This is a genomic window from Gloeobacter kilaueensis JS1 (assembly GCF_000484535.1).
GTDB classification, from domain to species: domain Bacteria; phylum Cyanobacteriota; class Cyanobacteriia; order Gloeobacterales; family Gloeobacteraceae; genus Gloeobacter; species Gloeobacter kilaueensis.
In genome coordinates this window covers 1,825,519-1,838,969 of record NC_022600.1, presented here as the reverse complement: position 1 = coordinate 1,838,969, position 13,451 = coordinate 1,825,519, and the positions used below count along the sequence as shown (strand labels likewise).

Below are 13,451 nucleotides of genomic sequence, written 5' to 3'. Positions count from 1 at the left end.
AAGCTTCAAAAACCTACATGTACTGTAACTGTAACTGCTCAGGGTATCTGACTCAAGTGCGACACTAGCGCCCGGCCCGGCGGCGGCGACCAGCTCGCCGCTCGCCGGCGGCGTTGTAGAGCGCCTCGTTCGCCGCCGCCGATTGAAAAAGATCGACCATGGGCAGCGGATAATCGACCCCCAGCCGGACGCCGAAGCGCTGCTGCTCGACGGGCAGAAGCTTCCAGGGCTCGTGAATTTTTGGGGCCGGAACGTGGGCCAGCTCCGGCAGCCAGTGTTTGACGTAATCGCCCTCCGGGTCGTAGTCCCTGGCCTGCTTGAGGATATTAAAGAAGCGAAAACCGCGAGCGTCGTTGCCCACACCGGCGGTGTAGTTCCAGTTGCCCCAGTTGCTCGTCACGTCGTAGTCGATGAGCTGGGACTCGAACCACTCCGCTCCCTGCCGCCAGTCGATGCCGAGGTTTTTGGTGAGAAAGCTCGCGACGTTCTGCCGCCCCCGGTTGGACATATAGCCGGTGGCCGCCAGTTCGCGCAGGTTGGCATCGACCAGTGGAAAGCCGGTCTGGCCCGTCCGCCAGCGCTCGAAGCGCTCCGGGTCGTCCTGCCAGTCGATTACCAGTCCCCTCAGTCCCGAGGCGCGAAACAGGCGGTTGCCGTGCTTGAGGGCCACCAGCCGAAAAAAGTCGCGCCAGAGCAGTTCAAAGATAAGCCAGTAGGTCGAATCGTTCTTGAGCCGCTGGGATTCGTAGAGCCGGACCTGCTCGTAGATCCGGCGGGGCGAGAGGCAACCGTGGGCAAGCCAGGGCGAGAACTTGGAAGAGTAGTCCCCTCCCAACATGCCGTTGCGGGTCTGCTTGTAGTTCTTGAGTAAGTTTGCCTGCCAGAAGTAGTGATCGAGCCGGGCCAGTCCCGCCGGCTCACCGCCGGTAAATTCGATCACCTGGCGCGGGTCGGTTGCCGGTTCCTCCAGACCCCAGGTGGCGAGAGTCGGGAGCGCTCCTGGATCGACTTCGGGCAGCTTTGACAGCTGACCGGGGGCAGGCAGCGCCTCGCGGACGGTCGGCGATTCTTCGACGCGCTTACGAAAATCGGTAAACAGTTCCGGCAACTGCGCGACATCGAAGGGCAGATCCTCCAGATGAAAGAGCGTCGTCCCCCAAAAGGCTCTTAGCGCGACATTCAGGGGCTTGAGGGCGATCTCCAGGGCGCTTTCGACGGCCCGTTCCTCGCTGGTCACTTCCTGGTGGTAGTAGACCGCTGAGATGTTGAGTTCTTTTACCAGAGCCGGGATCACCGCTTCCGGCTCCCCCAGCCGGACGACGAGGCCGCTGCCCAACTGCTCCAGGGCGTCTTTAAGTGCCGCAACGCTCTGCAATAAAAACCGGGCGCGGTGGGCACCGGTTTTAGCAAAGCCATGGGGGGTCCGGCCAAAAGCGCGCGGATCGAAGCAGTAGAGCGGCACAACCTGCGCCCGCTGCTGCAGCGCCCGATATATCGGCTCGTGATCGTGCAGGCGCAGATCGTTGCGGTACCAGATCAAGATCGTCTCTGACATGGCTAAATTCCAAACTGGTAGACACGGTATGCAGGCGTCCGTTCAGACCACTTCGCTCACCGGGAAGCGATCGAGCAGGCGCTGGGCCTCAGCGCAGCTGTCGAGGACGGTTTTGGGCAGGTGCGGAACGTGGGGCACCTGGCGCAACAGATCGGCGGTGCGGCGCAACAGCCGCACCAGGTCGCCCTCGTCGAGGTTGGTGCGGCTGCACAGCTCGTCCCAGCTCGTTCCCCTCGCCCACAGTTCGACCAGGCCGACCAGCCGCTCTTCAAGCCAGATCGGAATCAGCGCCTGGTAGCGGCGCTGGGTGCGAAAGAGGGTGCGCCGGGTCTGGCGCAGAGCACCGATCGCCTCCTGAACGGCCTCGGAGGGTTCGACCGTCGCCCAGGTGTTGGGCCGGGGCGGTTCGCTCACCAGGGCAGCGGCCAGCCCCGCCATCTGTACCGGCTCCAGCGCCTCGATCTCCGCCGACAAAAGCGCCAGCGCCAGCCACAGCTCGTTGTCGCCCCGAATCGCTGCGGCGACCGCCCCAAGCTGGTTGGGCCTTTGATTGTCAAGAAACTCGAAGCGCTCGAGTACCCGCACCAGGCGCAAAAATTCTTGCCAGTAGCGGTCGGACTCGCCGCTCAGTTGCTCAGCCAGGCGCTGGTGGCGCTTGAGGAGTTTTTCGCGGTGGTGCTGCGAGCGCTGGTGGGCCGAGCGGCCACTCCAGCGGTGGGCAGGATGGTTTTCCTGGATCTCGCGCAGGCGCTCGACTTCGTTTTTTTGGGCGATCACCGCCTCGGGCGGTCCCGGCACCGGCAAAGTCGGCAGACGGCAACTGAGCGCTTCGCTCTCGGCGCTGCCTGCGATGTGGCCACCGGGGCGCAGCATCAGGTGGGCGGGGATGGTCAGATGTTCGGCCTCGTCGAAGCGCAGGTGGGCGCTGCCCTGGTAGTCGAGCACGCCGCCGCTGCCGGTGACGATCCAGCGGTTGTCGGCGCTCAAGCAGACCAGCATCAGGGGCGGACCAGGAATCTTGCGCACCAGCACAGCGGTCTTTGCCACCCGGTCGAGGGGATCGACGACGACGAGCAGGCTGCCGACCAGGGCAAATTTAAGCTGGCCAGTGAGCAGCTGTTCGCGCTCGCGGTCGGTTTGTTCTTTAAGGAGCATCAGCAGGCGGCGCGCCTCGCGCAACTGGCCGCGCAGCTTTTCGTAGGCAGCGAGTTCCGCCTCGCTCACGGGCGTGTCCTCGCCGTCGATCGCCTGGAGCTCAGCGCTCACCTCGGCGTACTCGCGGCGCACCGGCTCAAGGTGCAGTGTCGCCAGGTACTGCCCAAAGCTGCTTTCGATCAATCTGCGGGCCACATCGAGGGGATGGCGCTCGAGCAAATTGAGCACCATGCCGTAGCTGGGCGTGAACTGGCTTACCAGCGGATCCGGCTGGGAGAGGGCGAGGGCGGCAGCCTCGGGGGCCGACTCGAAGGGGCTCTGCAGGGTGACGACGTGGCCCACGGCGTCCATGCCCCGCCGTCCGGCCCGGCCCGCCATCTGCAAAAATTCGCTGGCGTTGAGGGGCCTGTGGCCCCGGTCGGTGCGCTTGGAGAGCATCGAGATCACCGTCGTGCGCGCCGGCATGTTGATCCCGGCGGCGAGGGTCTCGGTGGCAAAGACCACCTTGATGAGCCCCTGCTGAAACAGCTCCTCGATAAGACCCTTCCAGGCCGGCAACACCCCGGCGTGGTGGACGGCGATGCCGTTGTAGATCTGCTCAAGCTGGTGGGTGCGCACCGCCTCGGGGTGCTCCTGCACAAAAGCGTCCACCTGGGCGGTGAGTTGGGTCTGCTCGCCCTCGCTGAGCAAATTGAGATCTCCCAGTTCTTCGAGGGCCTGATCGCAGCCCCGGCGGCTGAAAATGAAGTAGATGGCCGGCAGCATGTCGCGGCGGGCAAGCTGGCTTGTCACGTACTTGTGGCTGGGAGCCTCCGCCTGCAGGTTGCGCTCGCCGCGCAGCCGTTTTTTGAGCGGTTTGAAGTGGGGGTTGAGGCGCTTGCCGGTGCGATCGAGGAGCGGAAAAAGCCCTTTTGGCGAGCAAAAATGAAATTCGAGCGGCACCGGGCGAAAGTCGGAGTAGATGAGCCGGGTGGGTCCGTGGACGCGACCGATCCAGTCGGTGAGCTGCCCGGAGTTGGCGATCGTCGCCGAGAGGGCCACCAGTTGAATGCCCGCCGGACAGTAGATGATCGATTCTTCCCAGACCGTGCCGCGCTGGGCGTCGTTCATGTAGTGGCACTCGTCGAGGATGACCGCCTCCACCAGGGCGAGCGAGGTGCCCATCTCGCCTAACGGCATTCCGTAGAGCATGTTGCGGAAGATCTCGGTGGTCATCACCACCACCGGGGCGTCGCGGTTGACCGAGATATCGCCGGTCAACAAGCCCACCTGCTCCGGGCCAAATTGAACGCAAAAATCGCGAAATTTTTGATTGGAGAGCGCCTTGAGCGGCGTCGTATAAAAGACACGCCGCTGGTGGGCGATCGCCCGATAGACGGCGTATTCGGCGATCACCGTCTTGCCGGAGCCGGTCGGAGCGCAGACCACCACCGATTCACCTTCATCAAGAGCAGCGATCGCTTCTTTTTGAAAAGCGTCGAGATCGAAGGGAAAAAGTTTGCTTAAGTCGAGTGATGAAGAGACGACCACCGGGGTCCAGAGCTGGAAAATGCGTTCCCCCCAGACTAACCGAAAGCGCCGATTCGCGTAAGGGCAGGCCGGTACTCACAAGCGCCGGAAGTGCCGGGGCCGGTGCTGAGCGTCGATCTCGACGAGCAGATCGCACCGGTTGCGGGCGATGAGCGGTTCGACGAACACTTCCCACGGCAGCGCCTCCCAGAAGTACGCTACGAACGCTTCGATTTCGCGGGGGGTCATGCCCGGCTGGCCTGCGGCGCGGCGCTGGGCTTCGGCTGCCTCCCGCCAGGTTTTGCTCCAGGCAAGTTCAGCGGGCCGCAGGACCAGAAGCCGGTCCAGATAGCGCCACAGGGGCAGATACCCAGGCAACAACCGGTTGCTTTGAGCCGCCAGGGGGTTGGGGCAGCTCGCGGCGTCCACCGGCTGGACACCGACAAACCAGCCCTCGAAGATCACTGCATCGGGCCGAACGGGCAGCAGTTGCCAGCCCACAGGCGACGAGAGCGGCAGCAACTGTCCGGTTTGCTTTAAAACCCACCTCCCTCCGCACACTTGCCAGCGGGCAGGGCCGTCTACAAACGCGGCCCCGAGAGGAACGGGCCTGCCCATCTTCTCAGGCAGCGGTAGCGGCCTATCTCGGTACACGCAGCCCTCCAGATAGAACGATCCCGCCTCGATCCGCCCATTTAAGACGAGCGCTTCGTCTGGCTCCACCCAGGCAAAGCGGTCCCCCTGGCCGCCTGTGGCCCCCTTGTCGAAGCGCGGCAACCAGAAGGGCGGCTCACCGCCGACGAGCTGCTCCAGGGTGCGTTCCCCGAGATCGAGGTCGTGGGTTCCGGGCGGTCCGCGCCACCTCCAGAGCGCCTGGGAGCACCTTTCGCTTGCCGTCAGATACAGATCGTCGAGCGACAGGCTGACGGCCCGCCGACCGAGCTGGTCCAACAACTGGACGAGCAGCCCTGCCAGGGTCGATTTGCCGCTGCCCTGCGGGCCGAGGATGCCCTGAACCACCGGACGAGCCGACGGGCAGCACCTGGCCATTTCGCTCGCTACAGCCAGCCACAGCGCTTTATTAAGCGAATTCTCATCTTCCGGATTAGGCATTTTTACTAGCCCCCGGCCCTCGAAAGGAGTAGAGTAAAGAAAGATAAAGAAAAAGTGAGTTTCAACAAGGGGCTTTACATCGCTTCTTGGTTAAAACGGTTTCCCATCCAGCAAGGGAAGGACGGTCGCCCGAAATATGGAAAGCCTCGTGCAATTTGGTTGGCTCATCCCAATCTACTGTGCAGCAGGTGCTCTGATTTCTCTACCGTGGGCACTGACGCAGTGGAAGGGCCAGCGAGCGGTGGTCTTCACCGGCATCGCCCTGACCGCCCTGGCGCTGGTGCATTCGGGTTTGATGCTGCCTGCGGTGCTGGCCGGTAAGGGCGGCACCTTTGAGTTGCCCTGGCTCAACCTCGGCTCCGTCAACATCGAGGCGAGCTTTCTAATTAATCCCCTGACCGCCGGTACCCTGGCGCTGGTGTCGTTCGTCAGCCTGCTGGTGCAGTTCTATTCGGTCGGCTACATGGATAGCGAGCACCGGCTGGCGCGCTACTACGGGCTCATCAACTTCTTCACGATGGCGATGCTCGGGCTGGTGCTTTCGGACAACCTGCTCGTGATGTACGGCTTCTGGGAGCTGATGGGTCTGTCGAGCTATCTGCTGGTCGGTTTCTGGTGGTCCAAGCCCGAAGCGACCGCCGCCGCCAAAAAAGCTTTTATCACCACCCGCGTCGGCGATTTTCTGCTGCTGGTGGGCATCATCCTCCTTTACACGAGCGCCGGTACCCTCGATATCTCTCAACTGGGCGAATGGGCGCACACGGCGACGGTCGCCGCTCCGCTGGCGACGATCATCGTTTTGTTACTGTTTGCGGGTCCGGTGGGCAAGTCCGCCCAGTTTCCGCTCCATGTCTGGTTGCCGGACGCGATGGAAGGCCCGACCCCTGCCTCCGCCCTCATCCACGCCGCGACGATGGTGGCCGCCGGTGTCTTTATGGTCGTGCGGCTGATGCCCGTCTTTGAGCTGTCGAGCACGGCGATGCTGGTCGTCGCCTACACCGGAGCGATCACCGCCCTGGGGGCAGCCCTCATCGCCACTTCTCAAAACGACATCAAGCGCGTCCTCGCCTACTCGACCATCTCCCAACTCGGTTATATGTTTATGGCCCTCGGCGTGGGCAATACCGAAGCGGCGATGTTTCACCTGTTTACCCACGCCTTTTTTAAGGCGATGCTCTTTTTGGGGGCAGGTTCTGTGATCCACAGCGCCCATACCCAGGACATGCGCGAGATGGGCGGTCTGATGAGCCGGATGCCGATTACTGCCCTCACCTACGGCGTCGGTGTGCTGGCTCTGGCCGGTGTCTTTCCCTTCGCCGGTTTCTGGTCGAAGGACGCGATCCTCCACGCCCTCGAACACGCCGGACTCTACCCGGTCTTTGTCATGGGCCTGCTCACCGCCGGGCTGACCGCCTTCTACATGGGCCGCCAGTTCATCCTCGTCTTTTTGGGTGCGCCCACGGCCAAGTCGCGCTCTGCCCACGAATCGACCTGGACGATGATCCTGCCCCTGCTGGCGCTGGTCGTACCCGCCGCTGCCGCCGGTTATCTGGGCAACACCTGGTTTCTGCACGAGCCGATGGATATGACGCTCCTGGTCAGCTCCTCCCTCGTCGTTGCCGTCGGGCTCACGGTCGCCGTCGCCGTCTACTCGCTTCACCTGGCACCCAAGGGGCTCGTCGAGGCGCTGGAGCCTGTGCGCACGGCCCTTGAAAACCGCCTCTACATCGACGATCTCTATGCCCAACTGTTCGGGCGCGGCTTAGAGGGCATCGCGATCGTGATCGCCTGGGTCGATCGCAACGTCGTCGATGGCATCGTCAATCTGGTGAGTGCTGCCATCCTGCTCGGGGGCGAAGGGCTCAAGTACCTCGAAACGGGCAAGGCCCAGTTCTATCTGCTCGTGGTCTTTGCAGCGGTGATTGCCCTGGGGGTCATGGTCGGCGTGCGCTGACGCGCCCAAAGCGCCGGTGCCATACAGCGGCGTTAACATAGAGGCGAGAAGCAAACCGGCTGGAGAATCATCGAATGGACGAATTAAGCCCGATCCTGCGCTCGCTTGGCGATCAGCCCCTCGGTTTTTTTGGCGGATTTGTCGCCGGTCTGTTGCGCCTCAATCCCCTGGAAGATCCAGTTAAAGGCTGGTTGATCGAGCAGTTGCAGCGCGAAGGCGGCAGCTACAATGCCTCCTCGGCCAATTTTGGCAGCAACAACGGTTCCAGCAAAGGGCCCCAATCGATCGCCATCGACTAGGAGAGACGATGAACGCCAGATTTGCTCCGCTAGCCGCCCTGGCCCTCCTCCTCAGCGCTTCGGCTGCCTTTGCCGGTGAGCAGACGCGGGAGTTGGCTTCTTTTTCGCGCCTCCGCGTGAATGGTTCTACCGACGTCGATGTGCGGGTCGGTGCAGGCCAGTCGGTGATCGTCGAAGGTAGCGACAGCCAGCTCGATCGGGTGGTTACCGAGGTCAAGGGCGATACCCTCGTCGTCTCCAACCGGGGGATGTATCTCGACAACGAGCGCAGCAAACTGCGGGTCCACATCACCGTGCCCCGCCTCAACGCTGTCGAGATTTCCGGTAGCGGCGACGTCCAGGTGAACGCTCTGGCAGGATCCCAGTTTGCCGTCGCGATTAGCGGCAGCGGCGATGTCAAGGCCCAGGGCTCGGGGGTCGATTCGCTGAGCGTCACGATCTCCGGCTCCGGTGACGCGGACCTGCGCGCCCTGCCTACCCGCAGCGCGGCGGTAAATGTCGCAGGCAGCGGCGATGTCAAAGTCAACGTTACCGAGGCCCTGAGCGCAAATCTTTTAGGAAGCGGCGATATTCGCTACGCCGGTAATCCCCGGCGGGTGAACAAAAATGTCGCCGGTTCCGGGGAGATTGAGCCGCTGTAGTCTCACTCCGGCAACTGATATGCCTGAACTGCGTTTCTGGCTACTGGTCCTGGCTTCTCTGCTGACAGTCGCTTCGCCCGCACCGGCTCAAGAAACACCCGACTGGCTCAGCCGCTACCACCGGGCGATCACATCTTTGAGCCTTCCTATAGAACGGCGCTACGAGCAGCAGATCCAGACCTACGGCTGGCAGGAAGCGATCACTGCGGGCGAATTTGTCTTTCGCGCCGACGGCGGTTGGGAAGCCAACCTCACCGAGGGCGATCACTTCTACCGGCTCAGTAGCGATGGGTTGGTGCTGGTGAGCGAGGCGGACCGGCTCGGGCTCTACAGCGAGTACAGTCGGCGACCGGCGCGGGTAGCTCCCCACGCCCTCATCGATCTCGACGCCGATACCACTTCCTACCGCGTCACCGCCGCTGAGACGACGAGCCTGGGCGATAACACGGTCTACCACCTGCACCTTGCCCCCACAGCAGGTGGCCCCCTGCGGGATCTGTGGCTCGACCCGGCCACAGCCCTGCCGCGCCGCGCCACCGCTCACCTCGCGGGCGTCTGGGGGGTGGCCGACTTTACTCTCGACTTTCAACCAGTCGGTACCTACTGGCTGCCGGAGCGCTCACGGACGCAGATCCAGATGAACTTCTGGGTACCGGTGGGTTTTACCCGCCGCACCTTCGCAGGCTCGCTCGATGTCGGTAGTCTTTATCGCGAGTACCGCTTTGGCGACAGCGCCCCTCTACCGGCGGTTCCCGCCGCCCAGCCTCAAAGGGCGCTCCCTGCCCCCGCATCGCCGGATTCTTCTAACAGCAAGATCCTGGGCAACACTCTTGAACTCAGCGTCTCCAACCAGCAGGCCCGCTCGCCCCTCGCCGAGCGCATTGCCCAGTTCAACCTCAACAAGCCGGACCTGAGCGACCCGCTTACCCGGATCAATATTTTTATGACGCTGAAGATGGGCAGCGGGCAACTGCTTCTTTATCTTTTTCGCTTTGACAGCAAGCAGCCCTTGATTCCGCTCGAACCGGCCACTCCCCAGAACGATTCGATCAAACTCTTTGGCACGAATAACTGAGTTGATTTGGCCCGGAATAAGGGGCTGCTGAAAAAGTAAGCTTCCCGGCTGGTTTTCATCTAGGGTTTCGGCCTGGTCGGGTTGGCTTCGATCAATGGCTCGAACTCGTAGATGCCGCCGTCTGCCATCAGCGACAGAAAGAGGTGGCCGTCCTTGAGGGTGTAAGAGCGGATGGCCGGCCAGTCCCTGCTCACCCGGTCGCCCAGCGAAGGCCGGGGGCAGAAGGCGCGGGTAAGAGCGAGCGGACCGAACTGCAGCGCGTTTGGAGCCGTGGACTTCCAGCTTCCTGCCCCACGGTTGCAGTCGATGCGCACCGCTACCCGGCCATCTTCGCCGAAGGCAACCGTGTACCTGGCTTTGTCGTCTGGGGTGAGGGTCGTACCGTCGCCGCTTTGAAACTTTACCAGTTGCCAGGCAGTACCGGCGAGGGCAGGGCTCGATGGCTGTGGGTCCGCCGCTGCTGCCCGCGCATCTAGCTGTCGCTCGACCAGGGCGAGGCGTTCGCGCCAGGGGTCGGGCTGGGACCGGGCTGTGCCGTTGTTTTGAAATACCATCAAGTCAAATTTGGTTGGATCGAATTTGGGCCACTCCGGCAGGCCCGCACCGTTCGGATCGCCGGTTCTGGCAAAATTGGCGAAGTAGCGATGGAAGGTCCTGGCTACGGTCCGGTCCCGCTTGGAGACGTTCTTGCCGTAGCGCGCTCCCAGCTGATCGAACAAAAAGCCCAGCTCGCCCGCGTGTTCGGCGCTCGTCACCCTGGGCCGCAGGCTATCGGCCACGTAGTCGAAGCGGTAGAGCCAGGCGGGTGCTCCCCCAGTACTCATCTGGCGGGCGAGGAAACGGGCGGGCTCCTGCATGGTCATATCGACGGCGATAAGGGTGCTGAGCTGGTTCGCCTTCAGCCTGCCCAGCGGGTCGTAGAGGCGGCGGGCCACCTCGCTGTCCGCCCCAAAAAAATCGAGCGGTCGCGTCTTATCCGGCGGAAAGTCTCCCGGCAGGTCCGCGCCTGTGCTGCCGACGATGAGCGGCACCCGCGCCAGGTTGCCCTTGAGGATATTCTGCTCGGGCTGGGCAGTGACGACATCGCCCTCGTTGACGGGGCCGCCGGTGTAAGTCGGTGGTTTGGTAAGCAGAGCCGCCATGCTCATATCGCCGTTTACCTTGATAGCCGGAAGGGCACGCAGCGCCGCGAGCCCCGCCGGACCGGTGTCGTCCACGCCGACGCTTCTGGCAAAGGCCAGGCCACTCGCTTCGGCAGAAGGCAAAGGCCCAATCGCCTCCTTGAGCTTGCGGTACTGAACGATGTAGCTGCGCCCACCGCCCGAGAGCACCGCCGCCCGCTGAAACAGCCCCTGCGCCGTGGGCCAGGTGAGCAGGTGAACCACCGAAATCCCACCGGCGGATTCACCGACGATCGTCACCCGATTTGGATCGCCGCCGAAGGCTGCGATGTTGCGCTGCACCCAGCGCAGGGCCGCGAGCTGATCGAGAAAGGCGTAGTTGGCGAGGGGCCGCCTGTTCTCGGCGCTGAGAGCCGGGTGGGCAAAAAAGCCCAGCCGCCCGAGCCGGTAGTTGGGACTGACGAGAATCACTCCCTCGCGCGCGAACTGGCTGCCATTAAAAAAGGGCACCGAGGCCGCGCCGTTGAGAAAGCCGCCGCCGTGCAGCCAGACCATCACCGGCAATTTGGAGCCCGGCTGGATTTTTGCCGGTCGCCAGACATTGAGCACCAGACAATCTTCGCCCCGCGCCGAGCCACTGGCCCCGGCGTCGCCGGGAATTGGAAACTGAACGCAGTCGTGGCCGTAGGCCGCTGCCCGGCGCACCCCCTTCCAGGCGGGGGCCGGTTGGGGTGGTTGCCAGCGCCGATCGCCCACGGGCTGAGCCGCGTAGGGAATACCCTTAAAAGCGAGAACGCCGCCCGACGGTACGCCTCTTACCAGGCCGGTGTCGAGCTTGATCGTCTGCTCCTGTGTCCGCGCTTCCGCCCCACGGGAAAAACACGCAGAGGCGAACAGGAGCGTCATTGCTGCTACCAGTAAGCGATTTTTGGGCACGGAGGTTCTCGGTGGTATATGCCGGTACTGGCGGCTGACTGTCTCTTTACTGGACTGCGCAACCGCCCTAAGAGTTATCCCATTTTTCGGAGCGTACCGGCAACCGGTTCAGCTCGCTGCGATAGAACGCCCACTTTGGCAGAAACTGGTCCATCAGAGTACGAAAGCGGCTGCCGTGGGTCGGTTCGAGAAGATGCACCATCTCGTGGACGACGACGTATTCGAGAAATTCCGGCGGTTTTTTGGCTAGGTCCGTATTCAGCTAGAGCCTTTCGGTAAGCTGCCGCCCTGGTGACTGGAAGAGCGGAGTTGCTCAGGAACTTGCGATATTCGCCATGCTGGTAGAGAAAGTGGTGCAGATTGAGCCAGAAGCCGCTGTGGAAGCTGAAAAATGGCTGGCCCCGACTGAGGTTAGATAAATCGTCAGCAGCGACGGGTCCAGCCAGTCCGAACGCGCCCGCCACCAGTGCCAGCGCAGCGCATCGGCGGCGGGACAGCGACACTTTTACCTCCAGCATTGCATCGAGTGGCAGCATACAAGTTCTTTGGTTTGGCGTGGAGATTATATCCTGCACTCGCAGGCAGGGCTGTACTTTTGGGGAAGCAGACGCCTATGTCTGGGCACAACCAGAATTTTTACTGCTATCCACCAACCTGCGGAAAGTGGGGTTAATGAGCAGGAAGGTCAAGTAATGGGAGAGCGGTTGGGTTTTGCTCGCCTCAATTGCATTGTGGAGGCTGGTCTGTCAACTAAAAACTGGCCTGAATATGTCAACAAGCACCTACTCGCTTGTGGAGGTGAGTCCAAAACTGTATCGGCAGGAACAACCACATCTCAGGTAGGATTAAATTGTAGGCCGTGCAAGCTTGCAATATAGTACGAGGTAAGAGTGACTGAGGATGAGAATGTTTCCTCATCAGATGAGGTTATAGAGTCAAGAAAGCTCCACGAGCAGGCGATCGAGCTGTCGCAGGACGTCGAATTGAACTGGCTGGCTCTTGGGCGACTATTCCTGCAGATCAACGAGGAAGAGAAATATAAGATTCTTGGCTATTCTAACTGGCTCGACTACGTTAATGAGTCTGGCTATCCGATGCGAGGGCGCACAGCCTACAACCTGATGAAGCTGGCCAAGTATCCTTTTATCGAGAAGATCAAGCATCTGCCCAGAACGGTCTGCTTGAGTCTGGAAAAGGTCAAGGACGAGGCAGCCCTCGATGACATTCTCAAGCGGATCGACCGGCTCAGTGAGAAGGAGCGGTGGCTGGAGCTGGCCAGGCACGACGATCGCAGTCGGCAGTTGCAGCGGTTGCGGGAGCGCAAGAATCTGCTGCTCGAAGAGTTGCGCAAGGTGCTCAACGAGATTGCGGCGATCGAGGCAGAAGAGCAAAAAGCGGAAGGGCAAAAATAGGCAAATTTTTTTACAGGCGGCAACCCGGACCAGAAGTTGAGCTGCCTTCCGTAATGGAGATGTGGTCAGCTTTCGGCCACGGCATTATCCCAACAGTGAACCGTCCGGCTCATGCTGCAAGTGATTCCGCCATCCGCAAGCGCTGGCCGGTAGACCCGGCTAGCATACTGACTGCCCTGGTCCGAGCGACTTTCTGGTTCTGCACTTTGGCAGGCTTAAGAATAAGCTTATGTATAGCCGTACCCCTGGTCCACCCAGTAGTGCCAGTCCCCTACAGCTTCCAGAGTCTTCTCATCCGTCGTGAAGGGATCAACTTTGCGAAGGGGAACCGGCAGTGGATCACCATCCCAGTCAATCAAGACATAGATCTCTGCCTCGCACTCCTCCAGTTCAGCCAGACCTGTCACCGTGACCTCTCGAACGATGTCGCAGCCTGATCTGGGACGGCGGTCGATGTAGCGAGCAGAAAAGGGAAACTGCAGATTGTTCTCCAGATAGCAGTACCAGCCTATGGCCTGTTCTTCGGGGCCGTAGGCGTCAACGATGATTTCCATGGAGATCCGGTGTTCGCGTTCTTCATCCACGGGGGTGCCCGGCACAGCAATCTGGGTGTGAGGTAATACTCGTTGCCAGTTTAGCCGACTCTTTTGCTGGGTGTACAATGGATGCACATCTTAAAAT

10 protein-coding genes and 2 pseudogenes are annotated in these 13,451 nt (G+C 61.8%); 5 read left to right on the top strand and 7 right to left on the bottom strand.

Going from position 1 to position 13,451, the window contains the following annotated elements; translation table 11 throughout:
- Nucleotides 1-64 precede the first annotated feature (64 nt).
- The 3 genes from GKIL_RS22535 to GKIL_RS22530 all read right to left on the bottom strand — a co-directional run bounded on the left by GKIL_RS22535 (nt 65) and on the right by GKIL_RS22530 (nt 5,332).
- On the bottom strand, nt 65-1,555 hold the full coding sequence (locus GKIL_RS22535) for a DASH family cryptochrome (RefSeq protein WP_023173156.1): 1,491 nt from the start codon (nt 1,553-1,555) through the stop codon (nt 65-67).
- A gap of 42 nt (nt 1,556-1,597) precedes the next feature.
- Nucleotides 1,598-4,240: a DEAD/DEAH box helicase gene (locus GKIL_RS08670; RefSeq protein ID WP_023173155.1), complete on the bottom strand. Its 2,643-nt coding sequence runs from the start codon at nt 4,238-4,240 to the stop codon at nt 1,598-1,600.
- Between the two features lie 75 nt (nt 4,241-4,315).
- The gene (locus GKIL_RS22530; RefSeq protein ID WP_023173154.1) at nt 4,316-5,332 is read right to left on the bottom strand and encodes a nucleoside triphosphate hydrolase domain-containing protein; all 1,017 of its coding nucleotides are present in this window, start codon (nt 5,330-5,332) and stop codon (nt 4,316-4,318) included.
- Between the two features lie 148 nt (nt 5,333-5,480).
- Between GKIL_RS22530 and nuoL the strand changes: the two genes are divergently transcribed.
- The 4 genes from nuoL to GKIL_RS08645 all read left to right on the top strand — a co-directional run bounded on the left by nuoL (nt 5,481) and on the right by GKIL_RS08645 (nt 9,301).
- Nucleotides 5,481-7,286 (top strand): NADH-quinone oxidoreductase subunit L, encoded by a 1,806-nt coding sequence (nuoL, locus tag GKIL_RS08660; protein WP_187293909.1) that lies wholly within the window; start codon nt 5,481-5,483, stop codon nt 7,284-7,286.
- Nucleotides 7,287-7,360: 74 nt separating this feature from the next.
- On the top strand, nt 7,361-7,585 hold the full coding sequence (locus GKIL_RS08655; protein WP_023173152.1) for a ssl0294 family protein: 225 nt from the start codon (nt 7,361-7,363) through the stop codon (nt 7,583-7,585).
- A gap of 8 nt (nt 7,586-7,593) precedes the next feature.
- A complete protein-coding gene (locus tag GKIL_RS22525; RefSeq protein ID WP_023173151.1) occupies nt 7,594-8,226 on the top strand; it encodes a head GIN domain-containing protein in 633 nt (210 codons plus the stop codon).
- Between the two features lie 19 nt (nt 8,227-8,245).
- Nucleotides 8,246-9,301 carry a hypothetical protein gene (locus GKIL_RS08645; protein ID WP_023173150.1) on the top strand — a complete coding sequence of 352 codons (1,056 nt, stop codon included), beginning with the start codon at nt 8,246-8,248 and terminating at the stop codon, nt 9,299-9,301.
- A gap of 59 nt (nt 9,302-9,360) precedes the next feature.
- Here GKIL_RS08645 and GKIL_RS08640 read toward each other — a convergent pair whose 3' ends face one another.
- Both GKIL_RS08640 and GKIL_RS25895 read right to left on the bottom strand, forming a co-directional pair.
- Entirely contained in the window at nt 9,361-11,358 is a 1,998-nt protein-coding gene (locus GKIL_RS08640) for a carboxylesterase family protein (RefSeq protein ID WP_023173149.1), read from the bottom strand.
- A 67-nt stretch (nt 11,359-11,425) separates the two neighbouring features.
- Nucleotides 11,426-11,620: pseudogene (locus GKIL_RS25895) on the bottom strand (M48 metallopeptidase family protein); the annotation flags it as partial.
- Between the two features lie 628 nt (nt 11,621-12,248).
- Here GKIL_RS25895 and GKIL_RS08630 point away from each other — a divergent pair.
- On the top strand, nt 12,249-12,770 hold the full coding sequence (locus tag GKIL_RS08630) for a response regulator transcription factor FixJ (RefSeq protein WP_023173147.1): 522 nt from the start codon (nt 12,249-12,251) through the stop codon (nt 12,768-12,770).
- A 68-nt stretch (nt 12,771-12,838) separates the two neighbouring features.
- On the opposite strand, the pseudogene GKIL_RS25595 reads toward GKIL_RS08630, so the two are convergent.
- Together GKIL_RS25595 and GKIL_RS08625 are read right to left on the bottom strand one after the other, a co-directional pair.
- Nucleotides 12,839-12,955: pseudogene (locus GKIL_RS25595) on the bottom strand (IS3 family transposase); the annotation flags it as partial.
- A 42-nt stretch (nt 12,956-12,997) separates the two neighbouring features.
- Nucleotides 12,998-13,354 (bottom strand): calcium-binding protein, encoded by a 357-nt coding sequence (locus tag GKIL_RS08625; protein WP_245595914.1) that lies wholly within the window; start codon nt 13,352-13,354, stop codon nt 12,998-13,000.
- Nucleotides 13,355-13,451 lie beyond the last annotated feature (97 nt).

What these genes read in the sequence shown, in the direction of transcription:
- GKIL_RS22530 (WP_023173154.1), bottom strand. Translation starts at nt 5,332, where the DNA reads ATGCCTAATCCGGAAGATGAGAATTCGCTTAATAAAGCGCTGTGGCTG.
- GKIL_RS08655 (WP_023173152.1), top strand. Translation starts at nt 7,361, where the DNA reads ATGGACGAATTAAGCCCGATCCTGCGCTCGCTTGGCGATCAGCCCCTC.
- GKIL_RS22535 (WP_023173156.1), bottom strand. Translation starts at nt 1,555, where the DNA reads ATGTCAGAGACGATCTTGATCTGGTACCGCAACGATCTGCGCCTGCAC.
- GKIL_RS08645 (WP_023173150.1), top strand. Translation starts at nt 8,246, where the DNA reads ATGCCTGAACTGCGTTTCTGGCTACTGGTCCTGGCTTCTCTGCTGACA.
- GKIL_RS22525 (WP_023173151.1), top strand. Translation starts at nt 7,594, where the DNA reads ATGAACGCCAGATTTGCTCCGCTAGCCGCCCTGGCCCTCCTCCTCAGC.